Annotated in this window: 21 protein-coding genes and 5 tRNA genes; 15 read left to right on the top strand and 11 right to left on the bottom strand. The window is 71.1% G+C overall.

Annotated features, from left to right (window positions below):
• Positions 1 to 140: 140 nt before the first annotated feature.
• The 3 genes from AB0K17_RS12120 (at position 141) to AB0K17_RS12110 (ending at position 4,514) form a co-directional block, all read left to right on the top strand.
• Entirely contained in the window at positions 141 to 2,537 is a 2,397-nt protein-coding gene (locus AB0K17_RS12120; protein ID WP_365982878.1) for a polysaccharide lyase 8 family protein, read from the top strand.
• Positions 2,538 to 2,712: 175 nt separating this feature from the next.
• The gene (locus tag AB0K17_RS12115; protein WP_365968034.1) at positions 2,713 to 4,296 is read left to right on the top strand and encodes an acyl-CoA carboxylase subunit beta; all 1,584 of its coding nucleotides are present in this window, start codon (positions 2,713 to 2,715) and stop codon (positions 4,294 to 4,296) included.
• Positions 4,297 to 4,313: 17 nt separating this feature from the next.
• Positions 4,314 to 4,514: an acyl-CoA carboxylase subunit epsilon gene (locus tag AB0K17_RS12110; protein ID WP_344435868.1), complete on the top strand. Its 201-nt coding sequence runs from the start codon at positions 4,314 to 4,316 to the stop codon at positions 4,512 to 4,514.
• Positions 4,515 to 4,700: 186 nt separating this feature from the next.
• Here AB0K17_RS12110 and AB0K17_RS12105 read toward each other — a convergent pair whose 3' ends face one another.
• The 8 genes from AB0K17_RS12105 to AB0K17_RS12070 form a co-directional block, all read right to left on the bottom strand.
• Positions 4,701 to 5,282, bottom strand: a complete 582-nt coding sequence (locus tag AB0K17_RS12105) for an ATP/GTP-binding protein (protein ID WP_365968033.1) — start codon at positions 5,280 to 5,282, stop codon at positions 4,701 to 4,703.
• A complete protein-coding gene (locus AB0K17_RS12100; RefSeq protein ID WP_365968032.1) occupies positions 5,263 to 5,781 on the bottom strand; it encodes a DUF742 domain-containing protein in 519 nt (172 codons plus the stop codon). Before AB0K17_RS12100 ends, AB0K17_RS12105 begins: the two co-directional genes overlap by 20 nt.
• An 84-nt stretch (positions 5,782 to 5,865) precedes the next feature.
• Positions 5,866 to 6,279, bottom strand: a complete 414-nt coding sequence (locus AB0K17_RS12095) for a roadblock/LC7 domain-containing protein (RefSeq protein ID WP_181143878.1) — start codon at positions 6,277 to 6,279, stop codon at positions 5,866 to 5,868.
• A gap of 10 nt (positions 6,280 to 6,289) precedes the next feature.
• Positions 6,290 to 9,214, bottom strand: coding sequence for a nitrate- and nitrite sensing domain-containing protein (locus AB0K17_RS12090; RefSeq protein ID WP_365982877.1), 2,925 nt, complete (start codon positions 9,212 to 9,214; stop codon positions 6,290 to 6,292).
• Between the two features lie 421 nt (positions 9,215 to 9,635).
• A complete protein-coding gene (locus tag AB0K17_RS12085) occupies positions 9,636 to 10,247 on the bottom strand; it encodes an ATP/GTP-binding protein (RefSeq protein WP_365968030.1) in 612 nt (203 codons plus the stop codon).
• Complete coding sequence (locus AB0K17_RS12080; protein ID WP_344435875.1) at positions 10,228 to 10,638, bottom strand: DUF742 domain-containing protein; 411 nt, start codon at positions 10,636 to 10,638, stop codon at positions 10,228 to 10,230. Before AB0K17_RS12080 ends, AB0K17_RS12085 begins: the two co-directional genes overlap by 20 nt.
• Positions 10,639 to 10,741: 103 nt before the next feature.
• Complete coding sequence (locus AB0K17_RS12075; RefSeq protein WP_344435999.1) at positions 10,742 to 11,155, bottom strand: roadblock/LC7 domain-containing protein; 414 nt, start codon at positions 11,153 to 11,155, stop codon at positions 10,742 to 10,744.
• Positions 11,156 to 11,164: 9 nt separating this feature from the next.
• Positions 11,165 to 14,806 carry a nitrate- and nitrite sensing domain-containing protein gene (locus AB0K17_RS12070; protein WP_365982876.1) on the bottom strand — a complete coding sequence of 1,214 codons (3,642 nt, stop codon included), beginning with the start codon at positions 14,804 to 14,806 and terminating at the stop codon, positions 11,165 to 11,167.
• Positions 14,807 to 15,306: 500 nt separating this feature from the next.
• On the opposite strand from AB0K17_RS12070, the gene AB0K17_RS12065 reads away from it, so the two are divergent.
• From AB0K17_RS12065 to AB0K17_RS12030, 8 genes are all read left to right on the top strand, one after another.
• Positions 15,307 to 15,513, top strand: a complete 207-nt coding sequence (locus AB0K17_RS12065) for a hypothetical protein (RefSeq protein WP_365982875.1) — start codon at positions 15,307 to 15,309, stop codon at positions 15,511 to 15,513.
• 115 nt (positions 15,514 to 15,628) lie between these two features.
• On the top strand, positions 15,629 to 16,411 hold the full coding sequence (locus AB0K17_RS12060) for a fumarylacetoacetate hydrolase family protein (protein ID WP_365968027.1): 783 nt from the start codon (positions 15,629 to 15,631) through the stop codon (positions 16,409 to 16,411).
• A complete protein-coding gene (gene gltX, locus AB0K17_RS12055) occupies positions 16,404 to 17,879 on the top strand; it encodes a glutamate--tRNA ligase (protein ID WP_365968026.1) in 1,476 nt (491 codons plus the stop codon). Before AB0K17_RS12060 ends, gltX begins: the two co-directional genes overlap by 8 nt.
• Before the next feature lie 247 nt (positions 17,880 to 18,126).
• Positions 18,127 to 18,198 (top strand) — tRNA-Gln (locus AB0K17_RS12050).
• Between the two features lie 61 nt (positions 18,199 to 18,259).
• Positions 18,260 to 18,332 (top strand) — tRNA-Glu (locus AB0K17_RS12045).
• 26 nt (positions 18,333 to 18,358) lie between these two features.
• Positions 18,359 to 18,431, top strand: a tRNA-Glu gene (locus tag AB0K17_RS12040).
• 18 nt (positions 18,432 to 18,449) lie between these two features.
• Positions 18,450 to 18,521 (top strand) — tRNA-Gln (locus tag AB0K17_RS12035).
• Positions 18,522 to 18,560: 39 nt separating this feature from the next.
• A tRNA-Glu gene (locus AB0K17_RS12030) sits at positions 18,561 to 18,633 on the top strand.
• A 106-nt stretch (positions 18,634 to 18,739) separates the two neighbouring features.
• Here AB0K17_RS12030 and ndgR read toward each other — a convergent pair.
• Complete coding sequence (gene ndgR, locus AB0K17_RS12025) at positions 18,740 to 19,468, bottom strand: IclR family transcriptional regulator NdgR (protein ID WP_365968025.1); 729 nt, start codon at positions 19,466 to 19,468, stop codon at positions 18,740 to 18,742.
• 100 nt (positions 19,469 to 19,568) lie between these two features.
• On the opposite strand from ndgR, the gene leuC reads away from it, so the two are divergent.
• The 4 genes from leuC (at position 19,569) to AB0K17_RS12005 (ending at position 22,832) form a co-directional block, all read left to right on the top strand.
• Positions 19,569 to 20,993, top strand: coding sequence for a 3-isopropylmalate dehydratase large subunit (gene leuC, locus AB0K17_RS12020; protein WP_365982874.1), 1,425 nt, complete (start codon positions 19,569 to 19,571; stop codon positions 20,991 to 20,993).
• Between the two features lie 2 nt (positions 20,994 to 20,995).
• Positions 20,996 to 21,589: a 3-isopropylmalate dehydratase small subunit gene (leuD, locus tag AB0K17_RS12015; RefSeq protein WP_365982873.1), complete on the top strand. Its 594-nt coding sequence runs from the start codon at positions 20,996 to 20,998 to the stop codon at positions 21,587 to 21,589.
• 181 nt (positions 21,590 to 21,770) lie between these two features.
• On the top strand, positions 21,771 to 22,016 hold the full coding sequence (locus AB0K17_RS12010; protein ID WP_365968023.1) for a hypothetical protein: 246 nt from the start codon (positions 21,771 to 21,773) through the stop codon (positions 22,014 to 22,016).
• 123 nt (positions 22,017 to 22,139) lie between these two features.
• On the top strand, positions 22,140 to 22,832 hold the full coding sequence (locus AB0K17_RS12005) for an HU family DNA-binding protein (RefSeq protein ID WP_365968022.1): 693 nt from the start codon (positions 22,140 to 22,142) through the stop codon (positions 22,830 to 22,832).
• A gap of 84 nt (positions 22,833 to 22,916) precedes the next feature.
• Here AB0K17_RS12005 and AB0K17_RS12000 read toward each other — a convergent pair whose 3' ends face one another.
• On the bottom strand, positions 22,917 to 23,132 hold the full coding sequence (locus AB0K17_RS12000) for a hypothetical protein (protein WP_365968021.1): 216 nt from the start codon (positions 23,130 to 23,132) through the stop codon (positions 22,917 to 22,919).
• Positions 23,133 to 23,307: 175 nt separating this feature from the next.
• Positions 23,308 to 23,949, bottom strand: coding sequence for a 2-phospho-L-lactate guanylyltransferase (gene cofC / locus AB0K17_RS11995; RefSeq protein ID WP_365968066.1), 642 nt, complete (start codon positions 23,947 to 23,949; stop codon positions 23,308 to 23,310).
• Positions 23,950 to 24,121: the final 172 nt, after the last annotated feature.

Here is a 24,121-nt window from a genome sequence, read left to right as displayed (position 1 = left end):
GTTCCCCAACCCCGCCCTCTCCCCGTCTCCCGGGGGCTCCGCCCCCGGACCCCCGGTCCTCAAACGCCGGACGGGCTGAAATCAGCCCGTCCGGCGTTTGAGGACACCGGGCGGAGCCCCCGGTTTCGGGGAGGGGCGGGGTGGGGGAGGAGACCACCGTGGCCCTCTCCCGCCGCACCTTCCTCACCGCCGCCGGCGCCCTCGGCGTCCTCGGCGCTCCCGCAGAGCCCGACCCCTTCGCCGTTCTGCGAAGACGCTGGACCGCCCTCACCCTCGGCACCGGTTTCGACCCCGCCGCCGCCCCCTACGCCGGCGCCCTGCGCCGCATCGGAGCGCTCGCCGCCACGCACCGGGCGACCATGCGCCCCGCCCCCGGCGCGTTGTGGCCGGATGCGCCCTTCGATCCGCCCGCCGGCATCACCACCAGCTATGCCCGGCTGTTCACGATGGCCCAGGCGTACGTCCAGCCCGCCACGGGGCTCACCGGGGATCCCGCTCTCCTCGCCGACGTGCTGGCCGGCCTCGACCACGTCGGCGAGCGCGTCTATCACCCGGGCACCACCCGCTACGGCAACTGGTGGGAGTGGCAGATCGGTTCTCCGCGTCTCCTCCTCGACACGCTCGCCCTGCTGGACGACGCCGCCGGCGAGGCCCGGCTGCAGGGGAACCTCGCCGCCGTCGACCACTTCGTGCCGGACTCCGCGCTCGGCGCGTACTCCGGCACCAGCACGGGCGCCAACCGTGTCGACCTGTGCCGCGTCGTCGCCCTGCGCGGTGTTCTCGGCCGGGCGCCCGGCAAGGTCGCGCTCGCCCGGGACGCGCTGTCGCCGGTGTTCCCTCATGTCGTCAAGGGCGACGGCCTGTACGCCGACGGCTCGTTCGTCCAGCACTCGTGGGTCGCCTACACCGGGACGTACGGCTGTGTCCTGCTCGACGGCCTCGCCCGTCTTCTCGTCCTCCTGCGCGACTCGCCGTGGGAGGTCACGGATCCCGCCCGCCGCACCGTCATCGACGGCGTCGAGCACGCCTTCGCACCGTTCGTGCACGACGGCCTGGTGATGGACTGCGTTTCCGGCCGCGCGGTCAGCAGGGGCGTGTCCGCCGCGGATCCGCAGGCCCCCGCCCAGGGCGACCGGCAGCGCGGGCACGCCCTCATCGCCGCCGTCGCGCTGCTGGCCGAGGCCGCGCCGGCCGCGCAGCGGGACCGCTGGCACGGCATGATCAGGGGCTGGGCCGCCCGGGACCGGGTGCGGCCACTGCTGAGCGACCCCCAGTTCGGCCCGGCCGATCTGGCGCGCCTCGCCGCCGTCGCCGCCCGCCCGGGGCCGGTCCTGCCCGAGCCGGTCGGGCACCGTCTGTTCGCCTCCATGGACCGGGCCGTGCACCGCCGTCCCGGCTGGGCCGCCTCCCTCGCGATGGCCTCGGACCGCATCACGTACTACGAGAACGGCAACGGCGAGAATCCGCGCGGCTGGCACACCGGCGCCGGCATGCTGTGCTGGTGGCACGAGGAGTGCCCTGCCGATCCGTACGGCGACGCCTTCTGGCCCACCGTCGATCCCTACCGGCTGCCCGGCACCACCGTGTGCGCCGTGCCGCTCGCCGACAACGCCGGCGGCGGCTGGGGGCAGCCGAAGCCGGACGTGCGCTGGGTGGGCGGCGTCACCGACGGCACGTACGCGGCGATCGGGCAGCACCTCAAGGGGCTGGGATCCAGCCTTCAGGCACGCAAGTCGTGGTTCTTCGCGGACGACGCGATCATCTGCCTGGGCGCGGGGATCACCGCGACCGACGGCGCCGGGGTCGAGACGATCGTCGACAACCGCCACCTCGGCCGGGCCGACGCGGTCCTGACCGTCGACGGCGAGCGCCGGATGCTGCACGAGGGCCGGCCGGAGTCCTTCGACTGCGCCCACTGGGTCCACGTCCCCGGTCACGGCGGTTACGTCCTGCCCGGCGGCGCCCCGCTGGAGGCGCTGCACGAGTCCCGTACCGGCGCGTGGCGCGACATCAACGCCGGCGGCTCGGCCACCCCGCTCACCCGGCGCCACCTCGCGCTGCTGCACCCGCACGGAACCGATCCCGACGACGAGGGCTACCTCTACGTGCTGATGCCGGGGGCCGACGAGCAGGCCGTCGCCGGCAGGGCCGCCGACCGCGACCGGCTCACCGTGCTGGCCAACACCGTCGACCACCAGGGCGTGACCGTCGCCCCCCTGGGCCTGACCGCCGTCAATTTCTGGGCCCCGGGTACGGTGGGCCCCCTCACGGTCACGGCACCCTCCTGCGTCCTGGTGCGCCACGGCCGCGACCGTGCGACCCTGCACCTCGCCGAGCCCCCGCGCACCGGCGAGCCCTTCGAGGTCACCTGGTCCCACCCGGTGACCCGTATCCTCGCCCGGGACCCCACGGTGGAGGTCCTGACCACGACCCCGGTCCTGCGGCTGCGGGTGCTGCCGGGGAGGGCCTGCGCACCGCACATGTGCAGCGTCCAGCCGGCCGGTCCGGCGGTCCCCGCGGCCGGTCAAGGTGCGTGATTGACCGCCGGGCCCGGCCGGATTTGTTGAGTAGTCACAGCGTGGGACCGCCGGTGACTGCTCAAGGGGTGATAAGGGGGCTGCCCACTTCTGTGCTGCCTGCCCACCAAAAGCCACGCTACGTTGTAAGGAACCGACATGATGTTCCGGGACGCCTGCCACGTACCGTCTTTCCATGAGCAATGTCGAAGGTGCGCCCGTAGAGGCGAGTGACGTCCGAGGGCGCGTCGCCGAGCTGCACGCGATCCGTGAGCAGGTTCGGCGTGGTCCGAGCGAGCGGGCGACCCAGGCGCAGAAGGCCAAGGGCAAGCTGACCGCTCGCGAACGCATCGATCTGCTGCTTGACGAGGGCTCTTTCACCGAGGTGGAGCCGCTGCGGCGGCACCGCGCGACCGGTTTCGGGCTGGAGGCCAAGCGCCCCTACACCGACGGCGTGATCACCGGGTGGGGAACCGTGCACGGGCGGACGGTGTTCGTCTACGCACACGACTTCCGGATCTTCGGCGGTGCGCTGGGCGAGGCCCACGCCACCAAGATCCACAAGATCATGGACATGGCCATCGCGGCCGGTGCCCCGCTGGTCTCCCTGAACGACGGCGCCGGCGCCCGCATCCAGGAGGGCGTCTCCGCCCTCGCCGGCTACGGCGGCATCTTCCAGCGCAACACCAAGGCATCCGGTGTCATCCCGCAGATAAGCGTGATGCTCGGCCCGTGCGCCGGTGGCGCGGCCTACTCCCCGGCCCTGACGGACTTCGTCTTCATGGTCCGGGAGACCTCCCAGATGTTCATCACCGGGCCCGACGTGGTCCGCGCGGTGACCGGCGAGGAGATCACCCAGAACGGCCTCGGCGGCGCGGACGTGCACGCCGAGACCTCCGGCGTGGCGCACTTCGCCTACGACGACGAGGAGACGTGCCTGGAGGAGGTGCGCTACCTGCTGTCGCTGCTGCCGCAGAACAACCGCGAGAACCCGCCGCGCGTCGCCTCCGAGGACCCCGCCGACCGCCTCGGCGAGACCCTGCTCGACCTGGTGCCGGCCGACGGCAACCGGCCGTACGACATGCGCAAGGTCATCGAGGAGATCGTCGACGACGGCGAGTACCTGGAGATCCACGAGCGCTGGGCCACCAACATCATCTGCGCCCTGTCCCGCATGGACGGCCAGGTCGTGGGCATCGTCGCCAACCAGCCGCAGTCCCTCGCCGGCGTCCTCGACATCGAGGCCTCGGAGAAGGCCGCGCGGTTCATCCAGATGTGCGACGCCTTCAACATCCCGATCATCACCCTTCTGGACGTACCCGGCTTCCTCCCCGGCGTCGACCAGGAGCACGGTGGAATCATCCGGCACGGCGCCAAGCTGCTGTACGCGTACTGCAACGCCACCGTGCCGCGGATCTCGGTGATCCTGCGCAAGGCCTACGGCGGCGCGTACATCGTCATGGACTCGCAGTCCATCGGCGCCGACCTGACCTTCGCCTGGCCCACCAACGAGATCGCGGTCATGGGCGCCGAGGGCGCGGCCAACGTCATCTTCCGCAAGCAGATCGCGGACGCCGACGACCCCGAGGCCATGCGGGCCCGCATGGTCAAGGAGTACAAGGCCGAGCTGATGCACCCGTACTACGCGGCGGAGCGCGGCCTGGTCGACGACGTGATCGACCCCGTCGAGACCCGGGCGGTGCTCATCCGCTCGCTGGCGATGCTCGCGAACAAGCACGCGGACCTGCCGGCCCGCAAGCACGGCAACCCGCCCCAGTGATCAGTGGAGACACAGCGATGAACGACACGCTCGTACGCGTCGAGAAGGGCACGGCGGACGCCGAGGAACTGGCCGCCGTCACCGCCGTCCTCCTCGCCCGCGCCGCGGCCGGCCGCACCGGCGCCGCCGAGGACACCCGCCCGCGCCGCACCACGGCGCCCTGGCGCCGTCTGGAGCGCACCTCCGGCTTCAGAGCGCCGCACAGCTGGCAGGTCTGACGGACCCGTCCGGCACCGCATACGGCGAAACACGGCGAAGGCCCCTCACCCACGGGTGAGGGGCCTTCGCCGTACCTCCGGCCCCTGCAAAGAGGGCCCATGGCAAAGAGGGCCCATGCAAAGAGGGGCTTATGCGAAGAGGTCCCCGCACTCGACGAGGAGTGCGGGGACCTCTTCGCATCCGAGCTAGCGCAGCCGCGCCATCAGCGCGTGCTCGACGAGCGTGATGAGGGCGCTCTTCGCCTCGTGGCGGTGGCGGGCGTCCGTCTGGATGATCGGCGCGTCGGGGCCGATCTGCAGCGCCTCGCGGACCTCCTCCGGGCTGTACGGCTGGTGTCCGTCGAAGCCGTTGAGGGCGATGACGAAGGGCAGGCCGCTGTTCTCGAAGTAGTCGACGGCCGGGAAGCAGTCGGCGAGGCGGCGGGTGTCGACCAGGACGACGGCGCCGATGGCGCCGCGGACCAGGTCGTCCCACATGAACCAGAAGCGGTCCTGGCCGGGCGTGCCGAACAGGTACAGGATGAGGTCCTGGTCCAGGGTGATACGGCCGAAGTCCATGGCCACGGTCGTCGTGGTCTTGTCCGGCGCGTGGGTGAGGTCGTCGATGCCCGCCGAGGCGGAGGTCATGACGGCTTCGGTGCGCAGCGGGTTGATCTCCGAGACCGCGCCGACGAACGTGGTCTTGCCCACGCCGAAGCCACCGGCCACCACGATCTTCGCGGAGGTGGTCGAGCGGGCTGCCTCGCCGCTAGAGGTTCCGAAGTCCACTGAGCACCCTTTCGAGCAGTGTCACGTCAGGCTGACCGCCGGCGGATGCGTCCCCGCCGGGCTGGTGAATGGCGACTAGTCCGGCCTCCGCCAGGTCGGCGACAAGAATCCGGGCGACGCCGAGCGGAATGGAAAGAAGTGCCGAGATCTCGGCGACCGACTTGATCTCGTGGCACAGGTGGCAGATGCGCTGGTGTTCCGGCAACTGCCCGTGGAGCTGGGACGGCTGGGCCGTGGTGTGCACCAGCGCCTCGATGGCGAGCTGGTAACGCGGCCGCGTCCGGCCGCCGGTCATCGCATAGGGGCGGACCAGCGGATTCTGCTTGCCCCCCGAGGGGGAGGCCGCACGCCGGTACTGTGGCGGCGCCTGCACATGGGCAGGGCGCTGCTGCTCCGGCACGGCTTGGTGGCTTGGCGCGGAGGGGAAGTTGTAGCGGTTCAGCGGGGGTTGGGCCTGCTGGTCGTTTCCGTACGGGTAACCGCCTGGGGGCGTTGCCACGTCTCCTCCTCCGGCTTGCCTGTCTGCTGCTGGTCGCGCCACCGCACCCTATGGCGCGGTGGCGCGAAACGCACTCTTTCTGGGTTAGTTGAGAAGGCTCCCCTGCAGTTCGGCGCGCAGGTCGGGCGTCAGCACATTGCCCGCGCGGTCGACCAGCAGGGCCATCTCGTAGCCCACGAGGCCGATGTCGCACTCGGGGTGCGCCAGCACTGCGAGGGACGAACCGTCCGAGATGGACATGATGAAGAGGAAGCCGCGCTCCATCTCGACGACGGTCTGGTTGACCGTGCCGCCCTCGAAGATGCGCGAGGCGCCCGCGGTCAGCGAGGTCAGGCCGGAGGCCACCGCCGCCAGCTGGTCGGCGCGGTCCCGCGGAAAGCCTTCGGACATCGCCAGAAGGAGTCCGTCGGCGGAGACCACGACGGTGTGGGACACCCCTGGGGTGTTGTCCACGAAACTGGTGATCAACCAGTTCAGGTTCTGCGCCGCCTGGCTCATCGGGCTCACACTAACGCTCCTGATCGTAGGTGCCGCCGGGGCCGAAGCCCTGGTCGTGTTGCTCATGCTGTGCGGGTGCCGGGAACTCGCCGGAGTCCGACCCCACGGTGCGTCCCTGCTGGATGCCGCGGCGCAGGTTCGCCAACCTGCCCCGGACGTCCTCCGGTGCGCGGGATATCTGCGGGCCGGCCGGAGCGCTCTGCCCGGCCGCCGTGCCCTCGACCAGATTGGCCTTGGGGACCCGGCGGGGGAGACCGGAGGAGGTCACTCCGCCGGCCTTCGGCTCACGGAGCTGCTTGGCCTGCTGCCAGCGCTCGTCGTTGACCGACTGCCATGCGGCAGTGTCGCCCTCGCGGGGCTGCTGTGGCGTCCCCTGCGGGGACCGCTCGCTTTCTCCGCCGTCCCTCGTGGCCTCCTCGCCCGGCTCGGAGTGCTGCCACCGCTTGTCGCGGCGCGGCAGACCGGACCCGGTCAGCGCGGGGGAGCCGCTCGAAGCGGGGCCCGGACGGTCGAACTCTACGCGCTCGGGCTGCGCCGTGTCAGCGGACGGCCGGGATTCCGGTTCCGCTGCGTAACCCTGCCCGTACGCCTGCTGGTACGTACCTGCGCCGGCCCATTCGCCTTGGCTCTCAGGGGCGTTGTAGTCGGCGTACGCCTGCGGGGCGTTCGCCGTCTGCTCCTCGTAGCCGGATTCCGGGTAACCGCCCTGCGGGTACTCGTAACCCTGCTGCGGGTACGGCTGCTCCTGCGCGGTCTCGTCGGCGAAGAGCGGGCGCTGGTCGGAGGCCTGCGCGCCCAGCTGGGCGCGGCGCTCCTCGCGCATCAGCGAGCGACCGACCGGGTCCAGCGAGGTGGACTCCCCGCCGGACTCGTAGCGCGAGTCGTCGAAACCGAGCTCGGCGGCCGTGCGCATACCGGCGACGGGAGCCGGCTGCTGCTGGTCGGGCACCATGCGGGAGACGGTGAAGTCGTCCGGGGCCGACTCGTCGCCACCGCCACCGTGGGTGATGGCGTCCGGCAGCATCACCAGCGAGGTGGTGCCGGCCTGCTCGCCCGAGGGGCGCAGCTGGACACGGATGCCATGGCGCATGGCCAGGCGGCCGACCACGAACAGACCCATGCGCTGGGAGATCGCGGCGTCCACCGTCGGCGGGTTGGCCAGCTTGTGGTTGATGTCTGCGAAGTCCTCGGCGGTCAGGCCGATGCCCTTGTCGTGGATCTCCACCATCACGCGGCCGTCGGGCAGCCGGGTGGCGGTGACGCGGACCTTGGTGTGCGGGGAGGAGAACGTGGTGGCGTTCTCCAGCAGCTCGGCCAGCAGGTGCACGAGGTCGGTCACGGCCAGGCCGTGGATCTCGGCGTCCGGCACGCCGGACAGCTCGATGCGCTCGTACGCCTCCACCTCGGAGGAGGCCGCGCGCAGCACGTCCACCAGCGGGATCGGCTGGTCCCAGCGGCGACCGGGCTCCTCGCCGGCGAGGATGAGGAGGTTCTCGCCGTTGCGCCGCATACGGGTGGCCAGGTGGTCCAGGCGGAAGAGGTTCTCCAGCTGGTCCGGGTCGGCCTCGTTGTTCTCCAGGTCGGTGATGAGGTTCAGCTGTCCCTCGATCAGAGCCTGGTTGCGGCGGGAGAGGTTGGTGAAGATCGCATTCACGTTGCCCCGGAGCAGGGCCTGCTCCGCGGCGAGGCGGACCGCCTCGCGGTGCACCTGGTCGAAGGCGCGGGCGACCTCACCGATCTCGTCACCGGTGGTGATCGGGATCGGCTGGACACGAGTGTCCACCTTGCCCGGGTCGGTGCGCGAGAGCTGGTCGACCAGCGCCGGCAGGCGCTGCTCGGCCACGTCGAAGGCCGCGGTGCGCAGCTGGCGCATGCTCCGGCTCATCGAGCGGGCCATCCGGCCGGCCACGAAGAAGGCGACCACGAGGGCGAAGACCATGATCGAGGAGTTGACGATCGCGTCCTGCGTCGCCTGCGAGGCGATGGACTCGGCCTCCTCCACCGCGTGGTCGGCGAGGTGCTCCTCGACCGTGCGGTAGGCGTTGAACTTGCCCGTGGAGGTCTGCAGCCAGGTGTCGGCCGTCACGCCCTGCGCCTTGAGCTGCGCGGTGGTGGCGCCCGACATGATGGCGGCGGTCATCTTGTCCTGCGCGTCGGTCTGGGCCTCGGTGGCCATGGCCGACTTCATGCGCTTGATGTCCTCGTCCCCGGCGCCCGCCTCGAACTCGCTGCGGGCGATGTACTCGAGGAAGTTGTACGAGGAGAACGACGTCAGCAGCACCTGGCGCTCGGCGGCACTGCCCGGCTTCAGCAGCAGGTGCGTGCCGATGGAGCGCTGCAGCGACTCGGCGGCCTTGGCCAGCGAGACGGCGTAGACGGCGCGTCCGTAGGAGGTGACGTTGCCGGTGCCCAGGCCCAGCTCGTTGGTGAAGGCCATCAGGGGACGCTGGATGGCGCCGTAGCCGTCCTCGGTCTTCGTCCCGTCCAGGGCAGGGGTGTACGCGGCCGAGCGCAGCTTGACCAGCGTCGGCTCCGCGTCGCGCACCGCCTTCAGACGGCGCTTGAGGCTCGGGGTGTCCGGCATCGCCTTGGCGGCCGTGTCGAACTCGGCGCGCGCCTTGTCCGTGGCCGCCCGTACCTTCTTGATGACCGGGTCGTCCGTGCTGCCCTCGAGCAGCGGCTTGGCCGTCAGGTCGCGCTCGTCGATGACGGCGTGGGCGTACGTGGCCGCCGCGCGCACCGCGCGGGCCGTGTTCGCCGCGTCCGCCGCCTCGTTCCAGGTGTCGACCGACTTCTTGACGTCGAGACCGCCGAAGACCAGTGCGACGAGCACCGGGATCAGCAGAATCGCGTTCAGCCGGACCGGCACACGCCAGTTGCGGGGCGAGAATCTGCCGCCGCGGGCCGGAGCGGGGGTGGCGGGGGGTTCGGGCATCTCGGAAGGCGGCACCGCTGTGCGCGACGGCGGGGTGAAGTTGCCCCGCGCGTCCCGCGTCTGCTGCGCGGCGCCCGTCTTTCTTCGCCTCACTCGACCAACAACCTCTCGGCGTCGGCACCTGTTCCTGTGCCGTTTATCTGCTGAGCCGTCACTGCTCAGTCCGGGAATTCCAGCACGTGAGGCAGGTGCAATCCAAACAACGGACAGAGCCCGTGAAGGCCGCGATTTGCCCGACATAAAACGGGCATTAAGGCCGAGCCACGCCAAATGTCGGGCGAGGTGTGTGCGCAGCGAAGTCGGCCGGACGCGACGAGTGGTCGCGCCCGGCCAATTCTCTGTCGAAACGTTATGAACCCAGAAGCGTTTGCGTGGTCAATCCCACAACTTACGCCCCGTCATAACTCGCCACGGTGGGTACCTATTTCAGCCGCGCCATCAGCGCGTGCTCGACGAGCGTGATGAGGGCGCTCTTCGCCTCATGGCGGTGCCGCGCGTCGGTGGTGATGATCGGCGCGTCGGGGCCGATCTGCAGCGCCTCGCGGACCTCCTCCGGAGCGTAGGGCTGCTGTCCGTCGAAGCCGTTGAGGGCGATGACGAAGGGCAGGCCGCTGTTCTCGAAGTAGTCGACCGCGGGGAAGCAGTCGGCGAGGCGGCGGGTGTCGACCAGCACGATGGCGCCGATGGCGCCGCGGACCAGGTCGTCCCACATGAACCAGAAGCGGTCCTGGCCGGGCGTGCCGAACAGGTACAGGATCAGGTCGTCGTCGAGCGTGATACGACCGAAATCCATCGCCACGGTCGTGGTCTTCTTGTCCTGGACGTGGCTCAGGTCGTCGATGCCGGCGGAGGCCGACGTCATCACGGCCTCCGTGCGCAGCGGACTGATCTCCGAGACCGCGCCCACGAACGTGGTCTTGCCGACGCCGAAGCCACCGGCCACCACGATCTTCGCGGACGTGGTGGAGCGGCTCGGTCCGCCGCTGGAGCTTCCGTAACCGGAGCTTCCGAAGTTAGAGCTTCCGAAGTCCACTGAGCACCCTTTCGAGCAGTGTCACATCCGGCGTACCGCCGGCCTCGGTGCCGCCGCCCGGCTGGTGGATCGCCACCATGCCGGCCTCCGCCAGGTCCGCGACGAGAATGCGGGCCACGCCGAGAGGCATGTTCAGCAGCGCGGAGACCTCCGCGACCGACTTCACCTCCTGGCACAGCTGGCAGATCCGCTGGTGCTCGGGGAGCAGCCCGCCGAGGTGGGCCGGGTCGGCCGTGGAGCTGACCAGGGCCTCGATGGCGAGCTGGTAGCGCGGCCGGGTGCGGCCCCCCGTCATGGCGTAGGGGCGGACCAGGGGCTGGTCGCCTTCATCTTCCCCGTACGACGCATGCGGGGAAGCGCCGTACGGGCCGGGCGAGACGGGCGGGGTCATGAATCCTCCGGACGGGACTGCAGGATGGCAATAATGCCGTCGAGCGGGGGCCGGTGGGGGGTTTTCGGCCGTACGGTCGGACGGAATATGCGGTGGGAGCGGGTCAGTTCAGCAAGCTGCCCTGGAGTTCGGCGCGCAGGTCGGGCGTCAGCACGGTGCCCGCGCGGTCGACCAGCAGGGCCATCTCGTAGCCCACGAGGCCGATGTCGCACTCCGGGTGCGCCAGCACCGCGAGGGACGAACCGTCCGAGACGGACATGATGAACAGGAAGCCGCGCTCCATCTCGACGACGGTCTGGGTGACCGCGCCCCCCTCGAAGATGCGCGAGGCGCCCGCCGTCAGCGAGGTCAGGCCGGAGGCCACCGCCGCCAGCTGGTCGGCGCGGTCCCGCGGGAACCCTTCGGACATCGCCAGAAGGAGTCCGTCGGCGGAGACCACCACCGTGTGGGACACACCGGGGGTGTTGTCCACGAAGTTGGTGATCAACCAGTTCAGATTCTGCGCCGCCTGGCTCATCGGACTCAACTAACGCTCCTGCTGGTAAGTGGGGCCAACATTGTGGCTGCCGGTGGACGGACCGTTGCCGGCCTGACGTCCTTGCTGGATGCCCCGGCGGAGATTGGTCAGTCGGCCGCGTACGTCGTCGGGCGCACGCGAGACCTGCGGACCGGTCGGAAGGGACTGCGTCTGGGTGGTCTGGGCGGTGCCCTCGACGAGGTTGGCCCGCGGCACCCGCCGCGGCAACCCGGACGAGGTGATGCCGCCCGCCGCCGGCTCGCGGACCTGCTCGGCCCGGCGCCAGCGCTCGTCGTTGGGGGACTCCCGCCACTCGGCCCGCTCGCGTGCCTCGCCCTGCGGCGCCTGACGCTCCGCGGCGGCGGCCGGGGCCGGACGCTCGGAGTCGGCGGGCTGCTGCGGAACCTGGCCCTCGCCGGCGGCGCCGCGGAACCAGTTGGACTCCAGCTCCTCGAACAGCGGCGTGCCCGCGCCCGCGCCCGCGCCGGCGGGGGGCAGCTCGAACTGCCCGGTGCCGGAGGAGTGCTCGGCGGCCGGCTGCGGGAACTGCCCCGTGGTGGCGGCGTCCTGGCCGTGGCCCGGCACGGGGAACTGGCCCGTGGTCGCCGAGACCTGCGGGAACTGCCCGGTGCCCGTCAGCGGGTCGTCCTGGGCGGGGACGGGGAACTGCCCCGTGCCCGAGGCGTGCTCGCCGGCCCGGTCCGGCCGCTCGAACTGCCCGGTGCCCGACATGCCCTGACCGTGGTCCCGGCCCTGGCCCGGCACCGGGAACTGGCCCGTACCGGAGGACTGCTCGGCCCCCGGCTGCGGGAACTGGCCCGTACCGGACATGTCCTCGCCCCGGGTCGGCAGCGCGAACTGGCCCGTGGTGCCCGCCGGCGCGAGGTCCGCCGGCTTCGGCGTGCCGTCGGTGACCGGCGGGAACTGCGCCGTGTCGCCCGGACCGCCGCCCGGCTGGGCGCCGGCGCCGTTGCCCGGCACCGGGAACTGGCCCGTGGCCTGGCGCGGCTCGTCCGCGGCGGGAACCGGCGGGAACTGCGCCGTGTCACCCGGACCGCCGCCCGGCACCCCGGCACCCGGCTGCGGGAAGCCGCCGGTGCGCTCGGTGTTGTCGTGGCCGCGCGGCGCCTCCTGGCCCGGGCGCGGCGCACCGTCGGAGGCCAGCGGCCAGTCGTCGGCCGGGCGCTGGCGGCCCTTGCCCTTGCGGCCCGGACCACCGGCCGGCGGCATCGCCGCGGGACCGGCCTGGCCGGCGGGCCCGCCGGGGGCCCCGGCACCGCGCGGGGGCAGGGCGGCACGGCCGTCGCCACCGGGGGCGGCGTTGCCGCCGCGGGGGGCGGTGTCGAAGAGGCTGCCGGCGGCGGCACCGCCGGAGGGGGCGGCACCGGGGCCGCCGGCGCGGCGCGGCACGCCTGCCTCGGGCGCACCGGGACGCTGACCCGGCGCGGCCGGGCGCGGACCGCCCGTGACCTGGCGGCGCTGCGGGCCGGCACCGGCGGCCGGCGCACCGGCGCCACCGGGGCCCGCCTGACCGGCCTGACCCCCGCCGGGGGCCGGCTTCTTGTGGCCCTGGGCGACGTCGACGGGCAGCATGACGAGCGCGGTCGTACCGCCGGAGTCCGACGGGCGCAGCTGGATGCGGATGCCGTGTCGCAGGGACAGGCGGCCGACCACGAACAGACCCATGCGGCGGGAGACGGAGACGTCCACGGTGGGCGGCGAGGCGAGCCGCTCGTTGATCGCCGCGAGGTCCTCGGGCGACAGACCGATGCCGGTGTCGTGGATCTCGACCAGCACGCGGCCGTCGGGCAGCGCGTGACCGGTGACCTTGACCTTGGTCTGCGGGGAGGAGAACGAGGTGGCGTTCTCCAGCAGCTCGGCGAGCAGGTGGACGAGGTCGTTGACGACGCGGCCGGCGACCTCGGTCGGCGGCACGCCGGACAGCTCGATGCGCTCGTACTGCTCCACCTCGGACGCGGCGGCGCGCAGGACGTCGACGAGGGGGACCGGGCGGGTCCACCGGCGACCGGGCTCCTCACCCGCGAGGACGAGGAGGTTTTCGCCGTTACGGCGCATGCGGGTGGCGAGGTGGTCGAGCTTGAACAGCGAGGACAGCTGGTCCGGGTCGGCCTCGCGGCTCTCGAGCTCGGAGATCAGGGACAGCTGACGCTGGATGAGGCCCTGGCTCCGGCGCGAGAGGTTGGTGAACATCGCGTTGACGTTGCCTCGCAGCAGGGCCTGCTCGGCGGCGAGGCGGACGGCCTCCTGGTGCACGTGGTCGAAGGCCGCGGCCACCTTGCCGATCTCGTCCCGGCTGTGCACGCCGACGGACTCCACGGAGGTGTCGACGTCCTGCGGGTCGGACTCGGAGAGCTGCTTGACGAGCTCGGGCAGACGGTCGTTGGCGACCCGCTGGGCGGTGTCCTGCAGACGGTGCAGCGAGCGCACCATGGAGCGGGCCACGACGAAGGCGCCGACGAGCGAGATGCCGAGGACGAGGACGATGAGGGCACCGTTGAGGATGGCTTCCTGCTGGGCCTCGTCGCGCAGTTCCTGGGCCTTCTGGTCCATCTGCGACAGCAGGGTCTGCTCGATCTTGGCCATCTCTTCGAGCTTGACGCTGTCCTGGTCGTACCAGTCGCGGTAACTGGTCTTCTCGCCCTTGAACGCCTCGGTGTTGCCGAAGGCACGCTCGGCGAAGGTGTTCGCCGCGGTGACGTTGGTGTCACCGCCGTTGAGGGCCTTGAGCAGGTCGGCGGAGTCGCCGGCGCGGATGGCGGTGAAGCGGCGCAGGGCCTCTTCCTCGGCGTCCAGGGCGGCCTTGCCGTACTGGTGGTCGTTGGCCGACAGGCTCGCGCCCTTGGGGTTGGCGAGCGCGGCGGAGATCACCGCACGCTGGATGGAGGCGTACTCCTTGGCGGCGGAGAACGTCGCCAGCGCGCGGGTCGAGGTGATCATGTCGCTGTTGCTGGTGGCCTGGGCCATGTCCTGGGACAGCGACAGCAGCGCGTTGATCAGTCCGTCGTAGTTGTTGACCGTCTGGGAGATGTACTGCTCGTCGGTGTACGCGCTCTCCCGGACCGCCTTGATCTTGTCGAGCTGCTTGGTGATGTCGACAAGGGTGGTCTGGACGCCGACCATCGTCGGGTCGTTGGCCTTGACCTTCTTCGTCGTCTCACGGAAGGCGTCGATGGCGCGGTCGGTCTTCTGCCGCGGGGCCACCACGGAGTCGTCGCCCTTGTTCTTCTGGACGATCGGACCGGCCGACTTGTCCCGCTCCTCCTGCAGGGCGTCGGCGAGCTGGGTCGCCTTGCCCGTCATCTCGGTGAGCAGCTTCATGTGGTCGAGCTGGTCGACGTTGGTCAGCGACTCGTTGATGCGCATCGCACCCAGGGTCGTCGCGGCGACGACGGGGAGGGCGAGCAGCGAGACGAGACGGGTACTGATTCGCCAGTTGCGCAGGGCTATTCGTGAGCCCGGGCCGCTGGGGCCGGGCTTGCCGGCCTTCTCGCCCTTCTTCTCCTTGGGCCGCTGGGCGGCCTCGCCGCCGTTCGGCACCTCCGGCGCGCCGGCGGGCGTGCCGCGGTCGGTTGCACCGCGCGGCTCCGGCTCCGCCGCAGCGCTGCCATCCCTCTTGAAACGTCCCTGCACTAGCGTCGCAACCTCTGGACCAGGCGTCCCGCCGGGTGAGCGGAGGGACGGTGTCGAGTCGTGGGGGGACCGCGGTGCCCCCCTGGCGGTCCCGGGAATTCCAGCACAGTGCCGGATCTCCCAACAAGGCCGGTGGTGCCCATGGACGCGACGGTCACCGCGCGTGAGGGATTATGTGACACAGCGTAGAAGATCCGGTCCCTAATGTCGGACTTGTAGTCATCGGTCGTACGGGTGGGGGTCCCACCCCGGGCGTGTCCCAGTCGCCATGATCAGGAGCGGAACGTCAGATTCAGCCCTGCAATGTCCGTTTAGTCGCAGCCCGGTGGTCGCCCGGTATGCCGCATTTTTCGGTCCTGTCGTGAGCAAACTCACAGGAAAGCCGGGACTCGTCCGCCCCGCCGCTGGGGATAGGCGCGCCTAGCCTGGTTCCTTTGCACGGGCGCACGAAACGCCCGGTGAAAGCACCACAAGCCCCCGATCCCCACGCGAGGACCGACGTGAACACCGCCCCCACGGCCACCCCCACCCGGAAGATCGCCAACCCCCGTCGCACCACGCTCGTGCACCTGAAGGACGCCGAGTCGCTGCGTATCGCCGAGGAGATGCTGCCCCAGCACGCCCAGCAGCTGCCCACGGTCACCGCCAACCCCCGGCGCACCATCCTGATGACCGCGCCCGCACCCCAGGCGCCCGCCGCGCAGTAACGGGGCGCTCCGGGAACGGCGGCGCACGGGCCGGCGGGACCCCCCGCGATAGCCTGGGGTGTCCGATCTCCGGCCGATTCACCCGGCCACATACGACAAGGGGAAAACGCCTCCCGTGCGCATCGCCAGGTTCTCCATCGAGGGAAACGTCGCCTTCGGCGTCGTGGAAGGGGACGAGTCGACCGAGAACGGTCCCGTCCTCGACATCATCAAGGGACACCCCTTCGCGGAATTCGAGCGCTCGGGCCAGCGGATTCCGCTGAGCAAGGTCCGTCTGCTGCCGCCCGTCCTTCCCAACAAGGTCGTGGCCATCGGCCGCAACTACGCCGAACACGCCGCAGAGCTCGGCAACGAGGTGCCCGAGGTGCCGGTCGCCTTCTTCAAGCCGTCGACCGCGGTCGTCGGCCCGGGCGACCCCATCGCCTACCCCTCCTTCTCCAGCGAGGTCCACCACGAGGCCGAGCTCGCCGTCGTCATCGGCCGCATGTGCCGCGAGGTCCCGCGCGAGCGCGTCAAGGACGTGATCCTCGGCTACACCTGTGCCAACGACGTCACCGCACGCGACGTCCAGCAGCGCGAGAAGCAGTGGGCCCGGGCCAAGGGCTTCGACACCTCCTGCCCGCTCGGCCCCTGGATCGAGACCGAGCTGGACCCCGCCGACGTGGCGATCTCCTGCACCGTCAACGGTGAGCCGCGCCAGCAGGGCCGCACCAGCGCCATGCTGCGCTCCGTCGAGGATCTGATCGTCCACATCACCGAGGCGATGACGCTGCTGCCCGGCGACGTCGTCCTGACCGGCACCCCGGCCGGGGTCGGACCCCTGAACGTCGGCGACGAGGTCGCCGTCACCATCGAAGGCATCGGCACTCTCACCAACAAGGTGATCAAGCGTGGCTAACGCGAACGTCCGCGTACGTTTCTGTCCCTCGCCGACCGGCAACCCGCACGTGGGTCTGGTCCGCACCGCCCTGTTCAACTGGGCGTTCGCCCGCCACCACGGCGGCACCCTGGTCTTCCGCATCGAGGACACCGACGCGGCGCGCGACTCGGAGGAGTCGTACGAGCAGCTGCTCGACGCCATGCGCTGGCTGGGCCTCGACTGGGACGAGGGCCCCGAGGTGGGCGGCCCCCACGCGCCGTACCGCCAGTCGCAGCGCATGGACCTCTACAAGGATGTCGCTGCCAAGCTCCTGCAGGCCGGCCACGCCTACCACTGCTACTGCACCGCCGAGGAGCTCGACGAGCGCCGCGAGGCCGCCCGCGCTGCCGGCCGCCCCTCCGGCTACGACGGCACGTGCCGCGACCTGGGCGCCGAGCAGAAGGCCGCCTACGAGCGCGAGGGCCGCGAGCCCATCGTCCGCTTCCGGATGCCCGACGAGCCGATCACCTTCACCGACCTGGTGCGCGGCGAGCTGACCTTCACCCCGGAGAACGTGCCGGACTACGGCATCGTCCGGGCCAACGGCGCCCCGCTGTACACGCTGGTCAACCCGGTCGACGACGCGCTGATGGAGATCACGCACGTCCTGCGCGGCGAGGACCTGCTCTCCTCCACCCCGCGGCAGATCGCCCTGTACAAGGCCCTCGCCGAGATCGGCGTCGGCAACGGCACCACGCCGTCCTTCGGCCACCTGCCGTACGTCATGGGCGAGGGCAACAAGAAGCTGTCCAAGCGCGACCCGCAGTCCTCCCTGAACCTCTACCGGGAGCGCGGCTTCCTGCGCGAGGGCCTGCTGAACTACCTCTCGCTCCTGGGCTGGTCCCTGTCGGCCGACCAGGACATCTTCTCCGTCGAGGAGATGGTCGCCGCCTTCGACATCGAGGACGTCAACGCCAACCCGGCCCGCTTCGACCTCAAGAAAGCCGAGGCCATCAACGCCGACCACATCCGGCGCCTGGATGCGAAGGCCTTCGCCGAGGCCTGCGAGCCCTGGCTGCGCGCCCCGCACGCCCCCTGGGCCCCGGAGAAGTTCGACCGGGCCGCCTGGGAGGCGATCGCCCCGCACGCCCAGACCCGCCTGACGGTGCTCTCCGACATCACCGCCAACGTCGACTTCCTCTTCCTCGACGAGCCGGTCGACGACGAGGCCTCCTGGCAGAAGGCCATGAAGGAGGGCTCGGCCGACCTGCTGCGCACCGCCCGCGCCAAGCTCGCCGAGGCGGACTGGAACGCCGACGCCCTCAAGGCCGCCGTCGTCTCCGCCGGCGAGGAGCACGGCCTGAAGCTCGGCAAGGCCCAGGCCCCCGTCCGCGTGGCCGTCACGGGCCGCACGGTGGGCCTGCCGCTGTTCGAGTCCCTGGAGGTCCTCGGCCGCGACCGCACCCTCACGCGCGTGGACGCCGCCCTGGCGCGCCTGGGCGCCTGACGGCCCCTCCCGTGCCCGTACGAGGGCCCGGCAGCCTCCTGCGAGGCCGCCGGGCCCTCGTCGTTCCCCGGCCCGTCCACCGGCCCGTCCACCGGCCCGTTCACGGCCTCCGCACGGTCCCGGCTTATCGATTTTGGTCACCGGTCCACCTTCGGGTAATGTTCTTCCTGCGCCGCCCGGGAGGGCCGAGAGGCCGGAGCGGAGGGCGCAAGCCGGACAAGACCCCTTACGGGGGGTGGAGTTACGGTGGGGTATGGTGTAATTGGCAGCACGAGTGATTCTGGTTCACTTAGTCTAGGTTCGAGTCCTGGTACCCCAGCAAGAGAAAATCGCTTCGAATTCTCTTGATAAACTCTCTCTCGAAGCAAAACGCAGTGCGAGCCCCCGTTGTGTAGCGGCCTAGCACGCCGCCCTCTCAAGGCGGTAGCGCCGGTTCGAATCCGGTCGGGGGTACTGGTTCCCGCAAGGGAATCGCTAGGGCCCCCGTTGTGTAGCGGCCTAGCACGCCGCCCTCTCAAGGCGGTAGCGCCGGTTCGAATCCGGTCGGGGGTACTGGTTAAAAAACCACCATGGGCTATGGTGTAATTGGCAGCACGAGTGATTCTGGTTCATTTAGTCTAGGTTCGAGTCCTGGTAGCCCAGCGCAGATTGCTTTCGAGTCTGCAGACAAAAGAAAAGCAAGCCCCCGTTGTGTAGCGGCCTAGCACGCCGCCCTCTCAAGGCGGTAGCGCCGGTTCGAATCCGGTCGGGGGTACACGGAAGGAAAATGCCCCTCGCGAAAGCGGGGGGCATTTTTCGTTGCATGCGGCGCCGACGAAAAGGCCGGGGCCCGGGGCGCGGGCCCCGGACCCCCTGCGGGCTCACCCCGTGCGGCGCAGGGCCTCCGTGAGACGGATCGCCGCGTCCAGCACCGCCTGGGCGTGCATGCGGCCCGGGTGGCGCGTCAGGCGCTCGATGGGGCCGGAGACCGACACGGCGGCCACCACGCGGTTGGAGGGGCCGCGCACGGGCGCGGAGACCGAGGCCACGCCCGGCTCGCGCTCACCGATCGACTGGGCCCAGCCCCGCCGCCGTACGCCGGAGAGGGCCGTCGCCGTGAAGCGGGCGCCCTGCAGCCCGCGGTGCAGCCGCTCCGGCTCCTCCCAGGCCATGAGCACCTGGGCCGCGGAGCCGGCCTTCATCGGCAGCGTCGAGCCCACCGGCACCGTGTCCCGCAGACCGGACAGCCGCTCGGCCGCCGCCACACAGATGCGCATGTCGCCCTGCCGGCGGTAGAGCTGCGCGCTCTCGCCCGTCACGTCGCGCAGATGCGTCAGGACCGGCCCGGCGGTCGCCAGCAGCCTGTCCTCGCCCGCCGCCGCCGCGAGCTCGCCGAGCCGCGGGCCGAGGATGAACCGGCCCTGCATGTCCCGCGCCACCATCCGGTGGTGCTCCAGCGCGACCGCGAGCCGGTGCGCCGTGGGGCGCGCGAGCCCGGTCGCCGTGACCAGCCCGGCGAGCGTCGCCGGACCGGACTCCAGAGCGCTCAGTACCAGAGCCGCCTTGTCGAGAACGCCCACACCGCTTGAGGCGCCACTAGAGTTGTCCATGCAACGATACTTCCGTCTCACTCTGTGAAACGCAAGTTCAATTTTCCCGGAGAAGCGCCAACCTGGAACGAACAGCACCCACCACACAGGACGGACAGCGATGGGACGGACACTCGCGGAGAAGGTCTGGGACGAGCACGTCGTCCGGCGCGCCGAGGGCGAGCCCGACCTCCTCTTCATCGATCTGCACCTGCTCCACGAGGTCACGAGCCCGCAGGCCTTCGACGGCCTGCGCAAGGCCGGCCGCAAGGTCCGCCGGCTCGACCTGACCATCGCCACCGAGGACCACAACACCCCCACCCTCGACATCGACAAGCCCATCGCGGACCCGGTCTCGCGCACCCAGCTGGAGACCCTGCGCCGCAACTGCGCCGAGTTCGGCGTGCGGCTGCACCCCCTGGGCGACGTCGAGCAGGGCGTTGTCCACGTAGTGGGACCGCAGCTGGGACTGACCCAGCCCGGCACGACGGTGGTCTGCGGCGACAGCCACACCTCCACCCACGGCGCCTTCGGCGCGCTCGCGTTCGGCATCGGCACCAGCCAGGTCGAGCACGTCCTGGCCACCCAGACCCTGCCGCTGGCGCCCTTCAGGACGATGGCGGTCACCGTCGAGGGCGAGCTGCCCGAGGGCGTCACCGCCAAGGACCTGATCCTCGCCGTCATCGCCCGCATCGGCACCGGCGGCGGCCAGGGCCACGTCATCGAGTACCGCGGCCCGGCCATCGAGAAGCTCTCGATGGAGGCCCGGATGACGGTGTGCAACATGTCCATCGAGGCGGGTGCCCGGGCCGGCATGATCGCCCCCGACGAGACCACCTTCGCCTACCTCAAGGACCGCCCGCACGCCCCCCGGGGCGCCGACTGGGACGCCGCGGTGGCCCACTGGCGCACCCTGCGCACCGACGACGACGCGGTCTTCGACAAGGAGGTCGTCATCGACGCCTCCGAGCTGTCGCCGTTCGTCACCTGGGGCACCAACCCCGGCCAGGGAGCACCCCTGTCCGCGGTCGTGCCCGACCCGGCCTCCTTCGCCGATGCCTCCGAGCGGTCCGCCGCCGAAAACGCGCTCTCCTATATGGGACTGACACCAGGTCAGCCGCTGCGCGAGATCGGTGTCGACACCGTCTTCGTGGGCTCGTGCACCAACGGCCGCATCGAGGACCTGCGCGCCGCCGCCGCGGTGCTCCAGGGCCGCACGGTGGCCGAGGGCGTACGGATGCTGGTGGTGCCCGGCTCCGTCCGGGTGGCCCTGCAGGCGGTCGAGGAGGGGCTGGACAAGGTGTTCACCGCGGCCGGCGCCGAATGGCGGCACGCGGGCTGCTCGATGTGCCTGGGCATGAACCCCGACCAACTCGCCCCCGGCGAGCGCAGCGCGTCGACCTCCAACCGCAACTTCGAGGGCAGGCAGGGCAAGGGCGGCCGCACCCACCTGGTCTCCCCGCAAGTCGCCGCCGCCACGGCCGTGGCCGGCCGCCTCTCCTCGCCCGCCGACCTCGCCGACGCCTCGACCCTCTCCGGAGCCTGACCATGGAAGCCTTCACCACGCACACCGGCCGGGCCGTGCCGCTGCGCCGCAGCAACGTCGACACCGACCAGATCATCCCCGCGCACTGGCTGAAGAAGGTCACCCGCGACGGCTTCGAGGACGGCCTCTTCGAGGCCTGGCGCAAGGACCCGCAGTTCGTCCTGAACCGCCCCGAGCGCGCCGGCGCCACCGTGCTGCTCGCCGGCCCGGACTTCGGCACCGGCTCCTCCCGCGAGCACGCGGTGTGGGCGCTGCAGAACTACGGCTTCAAGGCCGTCGTCTCCTCCCGCTTCGCCGACATCTTCCGCGGCAACTCGCTGAAGAACGGTCTGCTGACCGTCGTGCTGCCGCAGGAGACCGTCGAGGCCCTGTGGGAGCTGACCGAATCCGACCCCTCGGTCGAGGTGACCGTCGACCTGGTGACCCGCCAGGTGCGGGCCGCGGGCATCACGGCCGGATTCGAGCTTGACGACAACGCCCGCTGGCGGCTCCTGGAGGGGCTCGACGACATCGCGCTGACCCTGCGCCACGAGGTCGACATCGCCGCCTTCGAGCAGGGCCGGCCCGCGTACAAGCCGGTCACCACGCCGTTCTGACGAGTCGATTCGGGCTCGTTTGGCCCAGTGTCGACCGGCTCCTCCACCCCCGTCGCGGCCCCGGATTTTCGCTGCTCACCCTGGGTTTGGCATGATGCGCCCCCTGTCTTCGGACAGGGGGCGCGGTGCGTTGTTGAGGGCCTGTGAAGCGACAACTCGCCTCAGATGGCACAATCGGTGCATGGAACGCGACAGCCAACTCGGGCTTTACCGGCTCGTCGCCGCCCAACTGAAGGAAGCGCACGCAAGAGTGCGCACACTGCAAGTCCCGGAGGGCGTACGGATGGCGCTGTCCCGGCAGCTGCTGGCCATCACGGCCTCGGCGAAGCACGATCTCCAAGGCGCGGCAAGGCGTCTGGACCGGCTGATGAACGACCTTGACGAGGGCCGTTTCCCCCAAGACCCCGGCATGCGCGGAACTCCGTGATGCGCCGGGTTCGTTGCGGCACAAGGGTGATTAGACCGTTTCGTGTTTGATTTGCGGTATATATCTGCCTAACGTGCGAAAAAGCTGGAGCACATTCCAGCCAATGTCTCCGAAGGGGAAGACGTGAACAAGGCGCAGCTCGTTGAAGCGATTGCCGACAAGCTCGGCGGCCGTCAGCAGGCCGCGGATGCGGTCGACGCGGTCCTGGATGCGGTCGTCCGTGCGGTGTGTGCCGGTGACCGGGTCTCGGTGACCGGCTTCGGCTCGTTCGAGAAGGTCGACCGCCCGGCCCGTTACGCCCGCAACCCGCAGACGGGCGAGCGTGTGCGGGTCAAGAAGACCTCGGTGCCGCGCTTCCGTGCGGGCCAGGGCTTCAAGGACCTGGTCAGCGGTACCAAGAAGCTCCCGAAGGCCGGCGAGGTCTCCGTCAAGAAGGCACCCAAGGGCAGCCTTACCGGTGGCAAGGCCACCACCAAGGCCGCGGCCAAGAAGGCCACGACCAAGAAGGCCGCCGCGGCGAAGAAGACGACGACGGCGAAGAAGGCCGCCCCGACGAAGGCCGCAGCCGCGAAGAAGACCACGGCGAAGAAGGCACCCGCCGCCAAGAAGACGACGACGGCGAAGAAGGCCACCCCGGCCACCAAGGCCGCCGCCAAGAAGACGACGACGGCGAAGAAGGCCACCCCGGCGAAGAAGGCGACGACGGCCAAGAAGGCGACGACGGCCAAGAAGACCGCGCCTGCCAAGAAGACCGCCACCCGCACCACCACCGCGCGCAAGACCACCGCGAAGAAGACCACCGCCCGCAAGAAGTAGGGCGAAGGCCGCACCGCACAGCGTCAACGCGCCGGGCCGGGCTCCCCAGGGGAGCCCGGCCCGCGGTGTGTGTCGGGGAAGGTCTCAGAACGTCTGCAGGGTCACCAGGGTCACCCGGCGCTCCGCCACCGGCCCGCCGGACGGCTCCGCGAACTCGATCCGCACCCGCTGCCCGGGCCGCAGCAGCCGCAGACCCCCCGCGTCGAACGCCGCCGCGTCGAAGGGCACGGGCGTGCCGTCGTCCAGGAGAACGCTCCCGGCGCGGGTCGAAGGATCGAAGGTGTACGCGGTGGCCTGCATGGGTGCAGCCTAGGCCGTCTCCGGCGGTTCTTCGTCACGCGCCCCGTAGGGGCGCGGGGAACTGCGCGACAAGCCACGATATGCCCGCAGGCGGAGCGCCGTGCTGCGCCCCGGCCCTCGGGGTCGCGCGTCGGCTGCGGGCCGTCGGTGGCCGATCGCGCAGTTCCCCGCGCCCCTACGGGGCGCCCGGCAGCGGCAGCCGCCCGGCCAGAGCGGCCGTGCGCGGCCCCACCCCCAGCGCCAGCGCGGCCCGCAGGTCCGCCTCGGTGTCCACGTCCCGGCGCACGGAATCCACGCCCGCCAGAGCGATCTCCCGGGCCCCCGACGCCGCGTGCCGGGCCCGGGAGCGGCCCTCGAACGCGGGAGCCAATTCCATTCCGGGGGCGGCCGCGAGCAGCGTCGTACCGATTCCCGCCGAATCCGCGAGAAATGCGCGCGGGAATTCGGCGGCGGAATCGAGCACAAGGCCGAGTTCGCGTGGGCGCAGCGCCGGCAGATCCGCGTTCAAGGTGGCCACCCCCGCCCGCCGGCACCGGGACCGCACCAGATGTGCCCCGTGTGCGAGGGCGGCGTTCAGCCCACCGCCCGCCGGCTCCGGCAGCACCCGGGCACCCAGCGCGGAGAGCTCCGCGCCGGCCCGGGCGTCCGCCGTGACGACCACCACATCCCGTACCGCCGCGCAGGCCAGCGCGGCCGCCACGGTGTCCTGGGCGAAGGCCAGCGCCAGCGCGGGCGCCGGCAGTGCGCCCGTGCCCGCCGCCAACCGGCTCTTGGCCACGGCCAGGGGCTTCACCGGCACCACCAGCGTCCAGCCCACCTGTGTCCCCTCCGTCGTCGGCACGGGGGTCATTGTGCAACGCCGCCGCGGGCCCGGGCGGGGCACGGGGTTACGGTGTTCTCGACAGACCGGGTACCTGGGGCGACACTTGTCCGGCCCCCGGGTGAGCGAGAGCGCCCGAGAAGCTTCCAGGTCCCGACAGAAGGGTGTC

This window comes from Streptomyces sp. NPDC049585, from assembly GCF_040675615.1.
Taxonomy (GTDB): Bacteria; Actinomycetota; Actinomycetes; order Streptomycetales; family Streptomycetaceae; genus Streptomyces; species Streptomyces luteosporeus.
Note: the sequence above shows the minus strand (reverse complement) of the source record. Positions and strands in the feature narration are given on the sequence as shown.

What these genes read in the sequence shown, in the direction of transcription:
- AB0K17_RS12115 (WP_365968034.1), top strand. Translation starts at nt 2,713, where the DNA reads ATGAGCAATGTCGAAGGTGCGCCCGTAGAGGCGAGTGACGTCCGAGGG.
- AB0K17_RS12110 (WP_344435868.1), top strand. Translation starts at nt 4,314, where the DNA reads ATGAACGACACGCTCGTACGCGTCGAGAAGGGCACGGCGGACGCCGAG.
- AB0K17_RS12095 (WP_181143878.1), bottom strand. Translation starts at nt 6,279, where the DNA reads ATGAGCCAGGCGGCGCAGAACCTGAACTGGTTGATCACCAGTTTCGTG.
- AB0K17_RS12090 (WP_365982877.1), bottom strand. Translation starts at nt 9,214, where the DNA reads ATGCCCGAACCCCCCGCCACCCCCGCTCCGGCCCGCGGCGGCAGATTC.
- AB0K17_RS12080 (WP_344435875.1), bottom strand. Translation starts at nt 10,638, where the DNA reads ATGACCCCGCCCGTCTCGCCCGGCCCGTACGGCGCTTCCCCGCATGCG.
- AB0K17_RS12075 (WP_344435999.1), bottom strand. Translation starts at nt 11,155, where the DNA reads ATGAGCCAGGCGGCGCAGAATCTGAACTGGTTGATCACCAACTTCGTG.
- ndgR (WP_365968025.1), bottom strand. Translation starts at nt 19,468, where the DNA reads ATGGACAACTCTAGTGGCGCCTCAAGCGGTGTGGGCGTTCTCGACAAG.
- leuC (WP_365982874.1), top strand. Translation starts at nt 19,569, where the DNA reads ATGGGACGGACACTCGCGGAGAAGGTCTGGGACGAGCACGTCGTCCGG.
- leuD (WP_365982873.1), top strand. Translation starts at nt 20,996, where the DNA reads ATGGAAGCCTTCACCACGCACACCGGCCGGGCCGTGCCGCTGCGCCGC.
- AB0K17_RS12010 (WP_365968023.1), top strand. Translation starts at nt 21,771, where the DNA reads ATGGAACGCGACAGCCAACTCGGGCTTTACCGGCTCGTCGCCGCCCAA.
- AB0K17_RS12000 (WP_365968021.1), bottom strand. Translation starts at nt 23,132, where the DNA reads ATGCAGGCCACCGCGTACACCTTCGATCCTTCGACCCGCGCCGGGAGC.